Raw genomic sequence first — 16,042 nt, 5'->3', positions numbered from 1 at the left:
CGGGAACACGCGAGGGGCGGGGCGGCCGGCGGCCGCCCCGCCCCTCGGGCGTGGGAGACGCGTTAGAACGCGGACTCGGGCACGTCCATGAGCTCCAGGTTCACGCCCTCGGCGATCCGGCGCTCGGCGGCGATGCGCGGCAGGAACTGGTCGGCGAAGAAGCGCGCGGCGGCGATCTTGCCGGTGTAGAAGTCCTTGTCCGCGCCCTCGGCGCCGTCGATGCTGTTCAGGGCCACCTCGGCCTGGCGCAGCAGCAGCCAGGACAGGACGACGTCACCGAAGGCCATGAGCAGGCGGGTGGAGTTCAGGCCCACCTTGTACAGCTCGCGGGGCTCCTCGGCCGCACCCATCGTGTGGCCGATCATGATCTCGACGATCTTCTCGACGTGCTCGACCGCCTCCAGGAGCAGCCCGCGCTCCTCCTTCAGCTGGCCGTTGCCCGCCTCGCTCTGGGCGAAGCCCTTGATCTCGGCGGCGAGCTTGCCGATGGCGGCGCCGCCGTTCTTCACGATCTTGCGGAAGAAGAAGTCCTGCGCCTGGATCGCGGTGGTGCCCTCGTAGAGGGTGTCGATCTTGGCGTCGCGGATGTACTGCTCGATCGGGTACTCCTGGAGGTACCCGGAGCCGCCCAGGGTCTGGAGGGACTCGGCCAGCAGCGCGTAGGAGCGCTCGGAGCCCACGCCCTTGACGATCGGCAGCAGGAGGTCGTTCATCGCCTCCAGCTCCTTGACGTCCTCACCGGCCGCCTGAGCGATCTGGATCGCGTCCTGCTGGGTGGCGGTGTACAGGACGAGGGAGCGCATGGCCTCGACGTAGGACTTCTGCGTCATGAGGCTGCGGCGCACGTCGGGGTGGTGCGTGATGGTGACCTTGGGGGCGTTCTTGTCGCCGCCGGCGGTCAGGTCGGAGCCCTGCTTGCGCTCCTTGGCGTACTCCAGGGCGTTGAGGTAGCCGGTGGAGAGGGTGGCGATCGCCTTCGTCCCGACCATCATGCGCGCGTACTCGATGATGAGGAACATCTGGCGGATGCCGTCGTGCCTGTCGCCGACGAGGTAGCCGATGGCGGGGTGCTTGTCGCCGAAGGTCAGCTCGCAGGTGGTGGAGGCCTTCAGGCCCATCTTGTGCTCGACGTTGGTCACGTAGGCGCCGTTGCGCTCACCGAGGGAGCCGTCCTCGTTGACCAGGTACTTCGGAACCAGGAAGAGCGAGAGACCCTTGGTGCCGGGGCCCGCGCCCTCGGGGCGCGCGAGCACCAGGTGGAAGATGTTCTCGGTCATGTCCTGCTCGGCCGAGGTGATGAAGCGCTTGACGCCCTCGATGTGCCAGGTGCCGTCGCCCTGGTCGACCGCCTTGGTGCGCCCGGCGCCGACGTCGGAGCCGGCGTCCGGCTCGGTCAGCACCATGGTGGCGCCCCAGCCGCGTTCGATCGCGAGCTTGGCGAACTCCTTCTGCTTCTCGTTGCCCTCGGAGTGGAGGATGCTCGCGAAGCCCGGGCCCGCCGAGTACATGTGGATGGAGGGGTTGGCGCCGAGGATGAGCTCGGCCGCGGACCACACCAGGGAACGGGGGGCGCCGAGGCCGCCGAGCTCGGGGGAGAGGTCGAGGTTGTACCAGCCGGCGTCCATGTAGGCCTGGTAGGACTTCTTCAGGCTCTCGGGGATGGTGACCGTGTTGGTCTTCGGGTCGAAGACCGGCGGGTTGCGGTCGGCGTCCTCGAAGGACTCGGCGACGACACCGGTGGCGAGCCGGTTGATCTCGTCGAGGATGGTACGGGCGGTGTCCTCGTCGAGTTCCTCGAACGGACCCTTGCCCAGCACGTCCTGGCGCTTGAACACCTCGAACAGGTTGAACTCGATGTCGCGCAGGTTGCTCTTGTAATGCGTCATGGACAGCTCCGCTGTGTCCCGGCCGCGGTGTCTGTACACGCGGATCTACCGACTAGTAACAAGTCAATGTTACTACCCAGTAGCACCGTGCGCCAGTGGGGGAAGGCACATCTGGCGTACGGGCGAGTGATGTGTGGCGCCGTCGCAGGTCAGGAGTGGGAGATCGACCGTCGCGGAGGGTAGTGGAACCGCTCCCGAGCGGGGTCCGGCGCGGCGTCGGGGTAACGCTAGCGGGTGGCGTCACCGCTGATCGGCACCGCCTCCCGGGATCACCAGGCGCGGCCCTCGGGCAGGTCGTCCAGGTGCGGGGCGGACAGGTGGAGGACCTCGTACCGCTCGGCGGCCCCGTCCGGCTCGCCCGGCGCGTCCCGCCACAGGACGAACCGTACGAGGCTCCAGCGCCCGGGGTCGACGGCGAGTGCCGCGGTGTGCACGCCGTCGTGCCGGGCAAGCTCGCGCAGGGCGTCGATCTCCCGGCGGACGGCCTCCGCGGTGCCCAGGCCGTCCGTGCCGGAACCGGTCGGAACGTCGGTCAGCCGCCGGGTGGCCCACCGGGGGGCCGAGTCGCGCGCGGGGCCGCTCTCGCGGGCCACGCCGGTCCAGTGGTGGACGACGGGACGGCCGAAGTCACGGATGACGTTCTGGAACCCGCCCCCGCCGACGACGAACTCGGCCATCGCGCCCACGTCGTTCCACAGGTAGAACGGCGCGTACTGGTTGACGGGAGAGCCGCCGACGCCGCGCTCCCGGATGAGGTAGGCCTTGAGCCCCAGCCCGGCGTGGTCGTCGAGGATCGGCCCGGCCGCCGCCACACGGGCGCGGATCGTGCTCATGTCGTGGTCGACGGGCAGGGTGATCTCGTACTGCTTGGCGTACACGGGGAGATCTCCTTCGGGGTCAGTCGGAGCCGGTCGTGGAGCGGTCGGCCAGGAGGGTGAGCACGCCCGCCACAGCCTGGTGGAACGGTTCCGTCGAGTCCGCCGCGCGAGCGAGGACGTAGCCGCCCTGCAGGGCGGCGACCAGTGCGGCGGCGATCAGATCCGGGTTCGTCGCCGGGTCCAGCTCGCCCCGGTCGCGTCCCTCCGCCACGACCTCGGCCAGGCGGCCGCGCAGCCACCGGAGGGTGTCGTCCACCGGGGCGCGCAGCTCGGCGTCGGCCATCACGTCCGGGTCCTGGGTCAGCCGGCCGACCGGGCAGCCCCTGAGGACGTCGCGCTCGCGCCGCATGTACGCCGTGATCCGATCGAGCGCGGTGCCCGGTCCGCCGAACTGCTCCTCCGCGCGCTCGCGCAGATCCTCGGCGGTCCGGCGGATGGCGGCCAGCGCCAGCTCCCGTTTGCCCCGGAAGTGGTGGTACATGCTGCCCTGCCCGGCTCCGGCCCGTTCGAGGACGGCCCGCGGGCTGGTGCCGACGTATCCGCGCTCCCACAGGAGCTCCCGGGTGCTCTCGATGAGTCGTTCCGCTGTGTTCACGCCCACACTGTACATACCAGTAGGTACAGAATGTTCCGCCCGTTGTGCTCCTATGCTCGGACGTGCACGAACACCTGATGTGGGGAGCCACGACACCATGCTGGAGATGCTGCCCGGGCTCACCCGGATCTACGAGGAGTGGGCGCGGACGTACCCCGACGTCCAGCCCCTCACCATCCAGTTCGCCGCGGACGGTCAGGGCGGGGAGGGCTTGGACGGCGTCCTCGCCTACCCCCTGGAGGGGCACTGGCTCCTGGTGGGCTTCGGCCTGACGGAACTGGGCGAGAAGACCAGCGAGGAGAAGCGGATCTCCGGCGCGGGGTTCGAGTTCACCTGCCGGATCCCGCGCGACCCCGACGACCGCTCCGTGCCCGCCTGGATCCTGCGCGTCCTGCACGCGCTGGCCGACCACTTCCTCGCGGGCAGCGACCTGGACGTCGGCCACTGGATCGTCACGCCCTCGCCGCTGGGAGGGGAGCCCTCGAACGGCGACATGACCTCGCTGGTCATCGTCCCCGACGTCGAGGTCCGCGCCATGCAGACGGAGAACGGGCTGGTCATGTTCTTCCAGCTCGTGGGTCTGACCGCCGACGAGGGCGCGCACGCGCAGGAGGCGGGGACGGCCGCCCCGCTCGTCGCCCTCCTGCGCGACCGCGACCCGAAGCTGCTCACGGACCCCGGTCGCGAGCCGGTCCGCCTCTGAGCCGACGGGCCACCGCGCCCTCAGCGGTCCGGCGCGCCGACGGGGACGAGGGTGAGCGCCGTCCGGTCGAGGCCGTCCACGTGGAGGAGGGCGTTGACCGCGTCGTCGGCGAACCCGGACACCACCAGGCTCCGCAGCCCCAGCGCCGTGGCGCACAGCGTCAGGTTCTGCGCGACGTGCCCGGCCTCCTGGAGGAGGAGGCGCAGGGCGCGCTGCCCGTAGCCCGCACGCAGTCTTCCCACGTCTCCCACCAGGACCACGAGGGCCCCGACCGTGTCGGCCACGGCCCCGGGGCGCCCGTCGGCCTCTCTCCGGAGGAAGGGGGACAGCCCCACCAGGCGCTCCGTCCCATGGGGGCCGTCGGTCCGGAGCAGGGCGTGTTCCTCGGCCAGGTAGCGGTACGTGCCGGGCGCCAGACCGGCCACGTGCCGGGCCACCACGTGGACCTCGGTGGCGTAGGCCGCGCCCGGACTGGGGTGGTTGCGAGGGGGGAGGCGGCGGCCGGTCTCGTCGGCGCGGGCCGGGCTCAGCCCGGCGGAGTGGGCGAGGAGGCGGGAGAGGTCGGTCAGGGCCAGGTGGGAGCCGTAGTCCCCGTGCGCGCTCGACCTGCGCGCCAGGACCTCCCCCAGCTCGGCCGTGAGCGGACCGGGTCCGGGAAGGTCGACCACGGGGGCGCCCGGGGTGGGCGGGAGGGGCCGCTCCGGCGGCACCGGGCGGGGCAGGTGCTCACCGCCGATCGTCGCCGCCCGGTACTTGCTCGCCTCCGCGTACACCCGGTCCGGGGCGGTCGTCTCGGGGGAGAAGTAGTCGCCGGGCGGCTCCCGGCGCGGATAGGAGAGGGACAGCAGCCAGGCGAGCAGGCGCTCGTCCTCGATGTCCAGTCCGAGACGGTTGTGGGTCATGTGCAGCAGGGACCACACGACGCGGGTGAGGTCGTTGGTGAGCTCCATGCCCCGGAGGCGCGTCACGGTCTCCCGCAGCGCCCGGTGCCACAGGTGGTGGGTGGAGTCGCCCTCGGCGGCGACCAGCCGCTCCACCTGGTCGCGCCGCCCCGACCACCGCGACGGGGCGGAGTGGAAGAGCCGCTCGGCCGCCTCGCGCGCCCGGTCGTCGCCCCGGGCGACCTCGGCGGAGTAGTCCCACCCGAAGTAGTAGCCCCGGGCCTGTCCGACGGCCTCCACGTCGGAGAACCCGAGCACGCCGAAGGCCAGCGCCGTCAGGTCGGCGGCGACCACCAGCCGCTGGTCCGGCCGGGGCGCGGCGCGCAGCACCGCCAGGCTGATCCTCGTGCTGACGCAGAAGAAGTCCTCGCACACCTCCAGGGCCTCGGGGCCGCCGTAGCGCTCGGTCTCCGGCGCGTAGACCGCGTCGACCACGTCGCCGTCGTCGTGCCAGCGGTCCGGGTCGGCCCGGGGCAGTCTCGCGTAGTAGTCGGCGCTGCTCAGCTCGATCGCGTCCCCGGCGGTCTCCTTCGCCGCGGTACGCATGTGTTCGGCGAACGCCCGGACGGCGTCGGCGTCCGCGTCCAGGAACCGCACCCGAAGGTGGGGCCCGCCGTCCCAGTACCGCAGGAAGAACCAGGCGCGCGCGAGTCCCGCGGACACCAGTTCCTCCGCTCGGGGGGCCAGGCGGTCGAGCAGGAACGCGTCGATGCGGTCGCGGTCGCGGTGCAGGTGGACGTACACGGCCGTCCAGGCGCGCGTCATGGTGTGCTCCCTCCGTGACCGGGGGTCGGTGGGGCGGCGTCGACGGGGACGTCCATGTAGGCGCCGCGTTCGGCCCGCACCCACAGTTGGTAGGCGGGGGTCTGGTCGGGGGCGAACCCGAGCGCGGCGGCCCACTCCGCCTCCTCGTAGTTGCGCATGGGGCGGGCGCACAGCCCGGTGGCGGCGGCGCCCAGACAGCCCCACTGGGCGATCCAGCCGAGGAGGGTGTGCAGGACGGTTTCCGCGTGGGGTCCGTGGGCGCGGGCCCACGGGATGAAGTCCACGGCCAGGGTGAAGCCGAGGGAGGAGGAGAAGGGGGTCGCGTCGGTCCGGGGGACGGGCCGCCCGGGGTGCCGGGCCCCGTCGGGGCCCAGCTCGCGTGCGGTGCGGTCGTCGATCCGGCCGTCCGCCAGTGTCTGCTGGTACAGCTTCAGGGAGTCGGGGCCGGGGGCCACCGACCGCGCCGCGCCGAGGGCCGCGGTGAGGGCGTCCGTGATCGTGGAGCCGCGTTCGGGTGAGACGTGTGCGCTGGTCACGAGGTTGGCGGTGGAGACGCCGCTGGTGCGGTCGTCCAACCAGCCGCGCAGGTGTGTTCCGGTCGGGGCGGCCGTCTCCGAGGCCCGGGCCACCGCCTCGGGCCGTAGTGAGGGGCCGTCCTCGTCACCGTCCGTGCCGAGGGTGACGCGGGCGCAGGGGAGGAGCCCGTCGGGCAGGGGCGCGGCCGCGGGCCCCAGGCGCGTCCGGGGGCGCAGACCCGCGCGGGTCAGGGTGAGCCCGAGCGTCGCCGCCAGGTGGCCGCCCTCCAACAAGGCCAGCGACGGTCGCAGCCGGCCGTACTCGGGCGGATAGCGCCGGTGGTCCACCGCGACGACCAGGTGGGCACCGGCCAGGGCGGTCTCCGGGTCGTCGGGGAGGCGGGCCCCCGCCACCGGGTGGAGCGCGTGCGACTGGGGGTCCACCCGTAGGCAGCCGGAGCCGCGCCCGGCGGGCAAGACGAACACGTCGGCGCCGAACAGCCCGCGGGGGGAGGGGTAGGCGCGGTGCACGGGGTAGCGGTCGGCGGCCGACAGCCTGCGCACCCGCACCGCCTCCACGCTCGCGGCGAGCATCCGCTGTACGGGGGACCAGGGGCCGCCGAGCGGGGGGCCGGCGGCGGCCAGACCGCGCAGCGGCTCCAGGGCGGGGAGCGTGAGGGGCGGTTCCCCGGCGCCGTCGGTCGGACCGCTGGACAGGACCGGTCCGGAGAACAGTGTCTCCGGCTGGGCGACGTCCTTGCCGTGCGACTGCGCGTGGAACGCCGCCAGGACGGGGGCGAGGTCGTCGGTCACGGGAACGGGTGCGGAACCGGGTGGATCGTGCCGGGGCTCTCCCATGGGACTCCTCCCTCGAACAGCGTGTGCGCGCGGGTGAGCCGCTCCAGGGAGCGGGTCCGCCGGTGGGTGTGGCCGAAGGTCATCGGCAGCGCGCCCGGGACGATCACCTTCACCGACCGCACCCCCGCGGCCGCCACGTAGGGCGCGCTGCTCTGGTCCACCACCACGACGTCCAGACCGAGGTCGTGCATCCGGGCCAGGCGGGCGCCGAGCACGGCGGTGAGGTCGGCGCCGGCGAACGAGGAGGGGTGTCCCGCCCGGAACTCCTCCTCCGACACGGTGCCCGTGGGTGCGTCCAGGAACTCCCAGTGCGGTCGGGCCTCCCACAGGCCGTGCATGCCGGTGTGGTCCTCCAGGGTCCGGACCAGGGTGAAGTCGTCGAGCATGGGGCGGCAGCGCTCCACGTTCACCGACGGCCGCATCCGCACCCACTTCGGGTACATGAGCGCGTTGGTGACGGTCTCCTCGACCGCCGCCATGAGTGCGCGGCGGGGGTCGGGGTGCGCGCCGGTGGCGAGGCTGAGCGCGGGCGCCCGGCCTTCGCGGACGTCCTCCTCCAGGGCGGTCACCGTGGCCAGCGCGGTCGGGACGCCCAGGTCGGAGGTGAGGTCGAGGATGCGCAGGGTCAGGCGGCGCTCGTCCAACAGGTCCAGCAGGTGGGCGAGGTCGGGGTTCCGGCGCACATCCACCTCCCGCAGCCGGGTGCGCGAATACCAGGCGAGCAGGAACGCGTCCCGTTCCACCACCTCGAACAGGCCGTACATGACGGCCTCCTCCAGGGAGGAGCCGACCGCGCACCCGTTGGAGGACTCGTAGAGGAAGCGGGTCCCGTGGTCTCCGGCGTGCCAGTACGCCACGTGTTCGGGCACCAGGACCCGGCGCCGCTCCAGGGTGGACCACCCCCACACCCAGGTCGTGGGGGTGTCCGGTGTGTACGGGACGAGGTCGAAGGCGGGGTGGCCGTACCACCCGGGTTCGTGCGGGCCGAGCCGTTCGGGGTCCACGGCGTCGTCGGCGAGCTGGCTGTAGGAGCCGGTCACCGTCGCCGCGCCGGACAGCCGGCGGCCTCCCGTCACGCGCTCCACGCCCTCGAGGAGGGCGGGGACCTCGCTGGCGGAGAACCGGGTGGAACGGCCGTAGCCGCCCTCCCGCGTGGAGTGTCCGGGGGCGACGGTCTCGCAGGTGACGAGGGGCAGCGGTGACTCCTCGTCGCGGTAGACGTGCGCGGCCGGGCCGAACCGGAAGTCGAGCAGCCGTTCGCGCAGGTCGGTCCGGTCCACGGCGCGGGTGCGGAGTGCGTCGCCGACGGTCGGCTGGGGGGTGCGGGGGTCGAGCGTCCCGGGAGGGGAGAGCCCGGCCCCGTCGGGGAAGCAGGACGCGCAGTGCGGATGGGGGACGAACCGGTGCCGGGTCACCTCCCCGGTACGGCAGTCCAGCGCGACCAGCGCGAGCCGCAGCTCCTCGGGTCCGGCGAGGGCGGCGTCGGCCAGGCGGGCGAAGGCGTCCGACCACAGGGCGAACAGGGCCGGGTCGGCGGCGGCCCGGTCGGGGTCGACACCGCCCTCCACGTCGCGCCGCCACAGTCCCGCGCAGCGGGCGCATCCCGTGCCTCCGGCGGGTGTCCAGGGGCCGAGGACCGCGAGGGCGCCGTTCATGCCGGTGTACAGCACGCCCCCGCCGACGCGGGTGGCGTGCGGTTCGGCCATCGTGGCCCCGGTCGGGCGGGGGACGCGCGCGGTCACGACCATCGGGCCACCGCCGCGAACACACCGTGCCGCCGCCAGTCCCGGGCGCCGTCCGGCTCCTCCACCCGGACCAGCCCCGTCTCCCGGCACCACCGGGCGAGTGAGGCGGTGGCCGGGTCGGTCCGGGCCGCGCTCCGGACCACGGAGCCGTGGGTGGCCTGGGCCCCGGCCACGGCTCGGAGCAGAGCCTCCCGCACACACGCGTCGGGGTCGGCCGCCGTCGCGGCCCCGAGGAGGACGTCCTGCGGGGTGAGGAGCGTGGTGAGCCACAACCCCTCCCACGCGCGGACCCGGAGCCGGGCCGAGACCCCGAAGCGCAGGGTCAGCGCCGCCCACAGCCGACGCGCGGGGGCGGACAGGGAGGGTGGCTCGACGTCCTTCCACGCGTCCGCCCGGTCGGTCAGGACCAGGTCCCCGACGGCCGCGCCGACCGCGGCGAGCGGTGTCAGCCCGAGCCCGCGTCCGCCGTCTCCGCCCTCCCGCGGGCGGTGCCGCCACGCGGTGGCGTGCAGACCGCCGAGCAGGGCGTCCACCCTGGCCTGCGCGGTGGTGAGTCCGCAGCCGACGAGGTCGGAGCGCTCCACCCGGGCCAGGCCCACGGGGAGCTGGGGAAGGTCGCCGGGGAGGGGGGCTCCCACCGGACCGAACACCCGGTCCCACAGGTGCGCGACCGCGTCCAGCTGGTCGGGGGCCTCGGCGGGGGGCGTGCCGTCGAGGCCCCCGGGGGCGAAGGGCGTGGTGCGTACCGGGTCCAGCGCGGGAGGGGCGACGAAGGGGTGCGGTTCGCTGACCAGGTCGTCGGTGGTCACCATGAACTCCGGGTCCGACTCGGGGACCTCTCCCGGGCCGGGTTCCGCGGGGGAGTCCTGCGGGCCGTTCGCGCAGCGCGCCACGTGGGCGACCAGTGCCAGGGCCAGCTGGGCGGCGACGAGGGAGCGGGTGATCCCCAGCGCGGCCTCCTCCAGCGGGGGGCGGTTCCGCTCCGGGGCCCGGTACCGACACCAGTCCTGGACACGTTCGACCAGGTCGGGGGTGGCGGAGGTGGTGCGGGGGCCGGACAGCCACACGCCCTCGCCGGACGCGATGAGGTGCAGGGCCTCCCCGTGCCCCGGGACGAGGAGACGCGTGGTCAGCGGGGTCGCGTCGTCGGATCCGGGCTCGGTTCGCACGGAGCGGAAGCCCGCGCGCTCCAGCGCGCGGTGGACCTCCGACCTCAGCCGGGGGCAGGAGGCGCGGACCAGGACCGTGCTCCGGTGCAGGAAACGCAGCGCCGCGAACGGTCGCCGGGTCATCGCCTCCAGGTGGGCGAAGGCGGCGCGGTCCGACTCGGCGAGGTCGGCCTCCTCCTCCACCTCGCGCAGGAAGCCGTGCTCCTCCAACTGGTCGAGCATGCCCTCGAGGAAGGGCCGTCCCCGGGCGGGGAACCGGGCGGTCAGGGCGCCGCGGACGAAACCCGTGCGCAGCGTGGGTTCCAGGGCCCGCCACACGGTGTCGGCCTGGGCCCCGCGGATGACGACGGCGGTCGCGCCCATGCTCACGGCGACGCCCTCCTCCGCGAGGGACCGGGCACGGACGGCGCTCTTGAGGCGTGTGGGAACCGTGTGGTCAGTCATCGCCCACCCACGGGAGGGTCGGCCTCAGCTCGGGGTCGCTCTGCTGGTGGGCGACGACCCTGGCCACGGTCTGTTCCCAGGTCTCGCCGACCACCTCCTGTGCGGCTTCGGTGAGCAGGTAGGCGACGGAGTACCGCTGAACCGGCGTCACCCCCATGAGGGGCAGCAGGTCGAAGAAGCAGTTGATCACGAACCGGAACGCCGCGAACCCGTGTCCGTCGCCGAGCCTGGTGAAGTCCAGTTTCCTGAATTCCTGGTGGAAGTCGCTGTAGGAACGTTCGTCCGACCCGCTCCAGCGCACCCGCGTCGCGTCCCCGAACCGGGCCGCCGCGTCGAGGCGGTCCGGGTGCGGGAACGGCAGGATGTGCCCTTCCTCGGCGAGCGCGGTCGCCTCGGGCAGCCAGCGCCGGGTCCAGTCGAGCCAGGACAGCGCGGACGGGTCGTCCGTGGTGCCCTCGTGCACCGCGCGCAGGGCGGTGACCAGCCCCTCGCGCTGGTCCCGGTAGGCGGCGGCGAGCCGTTCCTGGGCCGTCCCTTCCGGATCGGACCAGTGGAAGTACTCCTTCCAGTGTGAGAGGAACGCCTGGTACCCGGAGCGCAGCCCCCACTCGGGGTAGCGGGAGGCGATCGCCGCCATCCCGGCGAACACGTGCGGGACCGCGGCCCGGCCGTCGACCCGGTCGGCCACGCGGGAGAGCCCGTCGGTCAACACCCGGCCCTTGAGCGCGACCGCCTCGGGGCCGCGCAGGAACGTGTCGACCGGATCGTCCCGCAGCCACCGGACGGAGTTGTCCGGTTCCAGGGGTGCGTAGGGCGGCTCCACCAGTTCCATGCGGCCCATCCGTTCGGAGAACGCCGCGTACCGACCGGGGTCGAGGGCGTGCGTCGAGGGGTTGCGCTCCAGGAACTCCTCGACGTCGGCCGCGGCGCACCCGGCCGCCTCCGCCACCGGCACGGGGTCGCCGTCGAGGTAGAGCACGCAGTGCGGGCCCAGCCGCCAGTGCAGGTGGAGCCACGCGGAGTCGATACCCGCCTGGGCCGCGATCCGCCGGGCGGTCGGGACGAGGCACTCTCCCAGGAGCGCGCTCTTGTCGCTGTCGTAGTAGGTCACTCGGAGTCCGACGGTCAAGGGAGCAGCCTCGCTTCGCCTGGGGGATCGGGCATCGGAGGGGACGGGGGCCGGGGGACGGCGGAGAGTTCGAGGAACACCTCGGTGGCGTGGCGCCCGTCCGGTCCCCTCAGACCACCGTCCTCGGGGCTCGGCAGGAACTCCTCCACCATCAGGGTCGGACCCAGGTGGGCCAGTCGTTTGGCCGCGGTGGCCGTGTGCAGCCTGCTCAGGAAGTCGACGTGCTGGGGCTTGGGCGCCATGGCGCGCTCCAGGGGGCCGAGCCGGGCGCCCTGGAGCGGGCGCGCGAACACCTGGTCGGGGATGCCGCGGGACAGCCGCTCCGTGTTGACCCGGCGGTACAGCGCCTCGGCCGACTCGCCCGGCTCCGCCCGCAGGCAGGACGCGTCCACGGCCCAGCGGCGGCGGAACAGCAGCACGTCGCCGAAGGAGATCCGCGGTGTCGCGCCCCCCGACGGACGGCCTCCGGCCGCTGACCCGTGTTCGTGTCGGCGGTCGTGCAGGTCCAGGGAGAGGTCGCCGAACGAGAAGAACGGCGAGTCCGCCACCATGGCCACGAGCATCTCGTCGTAGGGCAGCGCGTGCGGCACGAGGAACCCCGTGTAGACGGGGTCGATCTCCTGGCCGGTCGAGGCGAGGACGAGCCGCAGGCCGTTCGGGGTGTGGACCAGTTCCAGGTCGCGGGTGGAGGGGCCGTCGGCGAGGGTCGGCTCGTCGCGCAGGGCCAGTTCCCCGTCGGCCAGCAGCGGTGACAGGTTGGCGTTGAACCCCAGGGCGGACCTCATGTGCACGGTGACCGAACCCTCCGGGGCCAGGCGCCGGACGTGGGCGGCCACGCGGGCGCGGACGTCGTCGGGGAGGTCGGCGAGGAACCGGCTGAAGTAGCGTGCGCGACCTCCGTACACGTGGTTGAGGACGAGGCGGCCCCGGTCGGGGTGGCCGAAGACCGCGAAGGACCTCGGTGCCGCGAACTCCCGCTCCGGCAGGAGCTCGGCGATCTCGTCCACGACCCCCGGGTCCACCTCGACGGACTCGGCGTCCTCCCGCGTCAGCGCGGTGAGGTACTCCACCGCGCGCCGCCGGGCCGCCAGCAGCGCGGACAGCGCGCCGTCGGGGTCGGTCTCCCCGGCCCCGGCTCCGTCGGACATCAGGCGCTGCGTCAGGGGGAAGGCCGCGCGCGCCTGTTCGGCGAACTCGTCCAGGTCGGCGCACCGGCCGCCCCGGCCGTAGCGGGCCGTGAACACGCTCTCCAAGGCGCCCGACAGCACCCGCTGGTCGTCCAGCGCGAACAGCAGCGGCATCAGCCGGCGCAGGTCCGACGACCAGGCGCGGGTCCACGACCGGGGGACGGGCGCCCCGTGCGACACGAGGCAGTCCTCCACCACCGGTGCGGTGGCCGTGCCCGGCTCACCGAGGGCGTCCGACCACGACCGCTGGAGGCGGAGGATCCCGCGTGCCCGCTCCGTGCCGTCGGCCGCTCCGAAGCCGTCGAGCACCTCCTCGGTGCTCCGGAACGCCGCGGCCACCCTGGCCGCGGCCGCCCCCGGCAGCCGTTTCGCCAGGTCGTGCCAGTCCCGGGCGAAGTGCGGGGACTGTTCGGCGGACGGGGCCCACGGGACCAGGATCCCCTCCCGGATGAGCCGGTCCAGCAGGTTCATCGCGTACTCCGGAGCGCAGCGCAGGTCCTCGGCGAGGCCCTCGCGCAACCCGTCCAATCGGACCGGGACGCGGGCGCGCGCCTGGAGGGAACCGAGCAGCCGACCCCACACACCGGTCATCGGGAGGCGGACCTCCTCCTCGCCGAAGGCCTCCGCGCGCAGCCCGGCTACGGGCGGCGACCAGCGCTTGCGGCGCAGGACCAGCCGCTGGCCCTCACGGCGCGCGCTACCGGTGAGCACCCACTCCAGGCCCGACCGGGCCTCGGGGTCGGCGGCCAGCACCCGGGCCGCCTGCCGGGGCAGGAGCCGGCGCAGGTCGGCCCTGGTCGAGAGGCGCAGCGGCTCGCCGTCGCGGTCCGCCGACACCGGGTGCTCCAGGTCGTCGAAGTGGACCCCGGTGTAGAGGGAGTAGGGGCTGACCTTCACCGTCGACCGCGAGAAGTACCGGACCAGCGCCGCCTCGGCCTTGCGCGCCCGTTTGTCCGGCGGCCCGTCCGCGGCGGCGCGCGCGGCCACCGCCCGGTGCAGGTCCGGGCTGGACAGCGCCGTGCTCCGGTCCACGGAGGGATCGCGCGCCCACGCGGCGAGCACGGCGCGCTCGGCCACCAGGGCGTCGGCGTGCGCGGAGTCGAGGCGCTCCACGGCCCGCGCGGTGGCCGCCCAGCTCTCCGACCACGCGGCCAGGAGCGGCACCCGTTCGAGGAGGGGGCCCTCGGAGAGCGGCTGACTCGAGCGGGGCGGACGGTCGTTGAACACGTCGCGCTTGACGGACAGCGCCTCCCGGCGGTGCCGCTCGGTCTCCAGTCCGGGGGCGACCCGGTGCAGTTCGTCGACCAACCGCGTCCGGAGGCCGTCCCGCCGCCGCTCCTCCTCGGCGAGGGCCAGCAGCAGGACGCGGTCCGCCGACACCGAGGGGCCGGGGGCGCGCAGCGGCCGGTAGGGGAACAGGTTCACACGGGAGACCAGGTAGGGGCCCTCCACGCAGTCGATGCCGGAAGCGCTCACTCCTCGCCTCCGGCGGCCCCGCGCCTGCCCGATCCGAATCCGCGCGGCTCGCGCTCGGACGCCCAGCGGAACCAGCGCAGCGCCACCACCGTGCCCCCCGCCGACCAGGCGAGCAGCAGCCACACCGACGGCCAGTCCCAGACGGGGCCGGACTCGGCGAGCGCGCCCTGGATGAGGATCGTCAGGGGGCGGCCCGGCAGTAGGTCCACGACCGCGCCCACGGTGTCGCCCAGGGGAAGGATGATGAATCCTCCGGCCAGGAACGCGGTGGGGAAGAAGACGCCGTTGACCATGGGGACGGCGGCGTCGGCGTTCGGCGGGAGCAACGAGAGGGCCGCACCCAGCGGGGCCAGGCACACGAAGCCGAGCAGGAGGGCCGCGAGCAGCTGGGGCAGCCGGGCCGGATCCGGGGTCACACCCATGCCCAGGAGGCCGATCAGGGTGACCACCACGAGCACGATCACGGCGGTGAGCAGGGTGTTCACCAGGTAGGCGCCCATCACGGTCGCCGGGCTGACCGGCGTGGTGCGGAAGCGTTTGAACAGGCCGTGGTGGCGGCGGATGGCCAGTCCGATCGCCACGTTGGCGAAGGCGACCGACATGAGGGCGAAGCCGAGGACACCGCCGTAGCTCAGGTTGGCCTGGGTGATCTCGTGCTCGCCGACCACGCGCACCGCGTCGGCCTGGGAGCGGAAGGCCAACCCGAACCCGACGTAGAACATGACCGGCATCAGCACGATGAAGGCCAGGGTGATGGGGGAGCGCCAGAACTCCTTGAGCTCGCTGTCCACATGCAGGAGGAAGCTGCTCGGACGGCGTTGTGTCGCGGTGGTCATTTCTCGCCGCCCTCCAGCATCGCGACGTAGGCGTCGTCCAGGCTGGGCGGGACGATCGTCAGGCCGGTGATCTCGGTCCGCTCCCGCTCGGCCCACTCCTGGACCCGCCGCACCACGGCGTCCTGGTCGTCGGTGCGGATGCGGACACGGCCGTCGACGAGGGAGGCCCCCTCGGGCAGGCGGCCGTCGACGCCCTCGGGGGCGGCGAACTCCACGACGGTGGACGCCGCCGCGCCGCGGACGAGCTCCTCGGGGGACCCCGAGGCGATGAACTCCCCGTCGCGGATGACGTCCACGCGGTCGGCGAGTTCCTGGACCTCGACCAGGTCGTGCGAGGTGAGGACCACGGTGGTGCCGCTGTCGCGCAGTCCGCAGACGAGGGCGTGGATGCGGCGGCGGGACACGGGGTCCAGGCCGGTGGTGGGCTCGTCCAGGAACAGCAGTTCGGGGCGGCCGGTCAGGGCCAGGGCCAGGTCCAGGCGGCGGCGCATGCCGCCGGAGAGCGACTTGACCAGGGCGCCGCGCTTCTCGGTGAGGTCGACCTGTTCGAGGACCTCGTCGACGCCGAGGGGGTCGGGGTAGTAGGAGGCGTGGCGGCGCAGGACGTCACGGACGGACAGTCCCGGCTCCAGCATCGTCTGCTGGAGGACCACGCTGATCCGGCGGCGCAGCCGCGCGAAGTCGCGGCGGTCGCCCGGGTCCAGGCCGAGCACCGACAACCGGCCGGACGTCCGGCCCCGGTGCCCCTCCAGGATCTCGATCAGGGTCGTCTTCCCGGCTCCGTTGGGGCCGAGCAGGGCGGCGATCCGCCCGGCGGGCACCTGGTAGGTGACCCCGTGGAGGACCCGGCCCCTCCCGTAGTCCTTGGTGATGTCGATGGCGTTGATCGCGTGCACGTACGGCCCTCGGTGTTCG

Annotated in this window: 12 protein-coding genes; 1 reads left to right on the top strand and 11 read right to left on the bottom strand. The window is 73.7% G+C overall.

Going from position 1 to position 16,042, the window contains the following annotated elements:
- Window positions 1-62 precede the first annotated feature (62 nt).
- The 3 genes from KIK06_RS20625 to KIK06_RS20615 form a co-directional block, all read right to left on the bottom strand.
- A complete protein-coding gene (locus tag KIK06_RS20625) occupies window positions 63-1,886 on the bottom strand; it encodes an acyl-CoA dehydrogenase (RefSeq protein ID WP_268644753.1) in 1,824 nt (607 codons plus the stop codon).
- 269 nt (window positions 1,887-2,155) lie between these two features.
- Window positions 2,156-2,764 carry a DUF4865 family protein gene (locus tag KIK06_RS20620; protein WP_268644752.1) on the bottom strand — a complete coding sequence of 203 codons (609 nt, stop codon included), beginning with the start codon at window positions 2,762-2,764 and terminating at the stop codon, window positions 2,156-2,158.
- Window positions 2,765-2,783: 19 nt separating this feature from the next.
- Complete coding sequence (locus tag KIK06_RS20615) at window positions 2,784-3,359, bottom strand: TetR/AcrR family transcriptional regulator (protein WP_268644751.1); 576 nt, start codon at window positions 3,357-3,359, stop codon at window positions 2,784-2,786.
- Between the two features lie 97 nt (window positions 3,360-3,456).
- Here KIK06_RS20615 and KIK06_RS20610 point away from each other — a divergent pair, with 97 nt between their 5' ends.
- Complete coding sequence (locus KIK06_RS20610; protein ID WP_268644750.1) at window positions 3,457-4,062, top strand: suppressor of fused domain protein; 606 nt, start codon at window positions 3,457-3,459, stop codon at window positions 4,060-4,062.
- A gap of 20 nt (window positions 4,063-4,082) precedes the next feature.
- Here KIK06_RS20610 and KIK06_RS20605 read toward each other — a convergent pair whose 3' ends face one another.
- From KIK06_RS20605 to KIK06_RS20570, 8 genes are read right to left on the bottom strand one after another with little or no spacing between them, the layout of a single operon-like run.
- Window positions 4,083-5,768: a thiopeptide-type bacteriocin biosynthesis protein gene (locus KIK06_RS20605; protein WP_268644749.1), complete on the bottom strand. Its 1,686-nt coding sequence runs from the start codon at window positions 5,766-5,768 to the stop codon at window positions 4,083-4,085.
- Window positions 5,765-7,096 carry a hypothetical protein gene (locus tag KIK06_RS20600; protein ID WP_327084657.1) on the bottom strand — a complete coding sequence of 444 codons (1,332 nt, stop codon included), beginning with the start codon at window positions 7,094-7,096 and terminating at the stop codon, window positions 5,765-5,767. Before KIK06_RS20600 ends, KIK06_RS20605 begins: the two co-directional genes overlap by 4 nt.
- Window positions 7,093-8,889 carry a TOMM precursor leader peptide-binding protein gene (locus KIK06_RS20595; RefSeq protein WP_268644747.1) on the bottom strand — a complete coding sequence of 599 codons (1,797 nt, stop codon included), beginning with the start codon at window positions 8,887-8,889 and terminating at the stop codon, window positions 7,093-7,095. Before KIK06_RS20595 ends, KIK06_RS20600 begins: the two co-directional genes overlap by 4 nt.
- Window positions 8,880-10,499, bottom strand: coding sequence for a hypothetical protein (locus KIK06_RS20590; RefSeq protein WP_268644746.1), 1,620 nt, complete (start codon window positions 10,497-10,499; stop codon window positions 8,880-8,882). Before KIK06_RS20590 ends, KIK06_RS20595 begins: the two co-directional genes overlap by 10 nt.
- Window positions 10,492-11,628, bottom strand: coding sequence for a lantibiotic dehydratase C-terminal domain-containing protein (locus tag KIK06_RS20585; protein ID WP_040691311.1), 1,137 nt, complete (start codon window positions 11,626-11,628; stop codon window positions 10,492-10,494). Before KIK06_RS20585 ends, KIK06_RS20590 begins: the two co-directional genes overlap by 8 nt.
- Window positions 11,625-14,291: a lantibiotic dehydratase gene (locus KIK06_RS20580; RefSeq protein ID WP_268644745.1), complete on the bottom strand. Its 2,667-nt coding sequence runs from the start codon at window positions 14,289-14,291 to the stop codon at window positions 11,625-11,627. The genes KIK06_RS20585 and KIK06_RS20580 overlap by 4 nt, the downstream gene beginning before the upstream one ends.
- Window positions 14,288-15,127 carry an ABC transporter permease gene (locus KIK06_RS20575; protein ID WP_268644744.1) on the bottom strand — a complete coding sequence of 280 codons (840 nt, stop codon included), beginning with the start codon at window positions 15,125-15,127 and terminating at the stop codon, window positions 14,288-14,290. The genes KIK06_RS20580 and KIK06_RS20575 overlap by 4 nt, the downstream gene beginning before the upstream one ends.
- Window positions 15,124-16,023, bottom strand: coding sequence for an ABC transporter ATP-binding protein (locus tag KIK06_RS20570; protein WP_268644743.1), 900 nt, complete (start codon window positions 16,021-16,023; stop codon window positions 15,124-15,126). Before KIK06_RS20570 ends, KIK06_RS20575 begins: the two co-directional genes overlap by 4 nt.
- Window positions 16,024-16,042 lie beyond the last annotated feature (19 nt).

The organism is Nocardiopsis sp. EMB25, assembly GCF_026797795.1.
Lineage (GTDB): Bacteria > Actinomycetota > Actinomycetes > Streptosporangiales > Streptosporangiaceae > Nocardiopsis > Nocardiopsis lucentensis.
The sequence above is the reverse complement of the archived record's forward strand: the minus strand, read 5'-3'. Positions and strand labels throughout refer to the sequence as shown.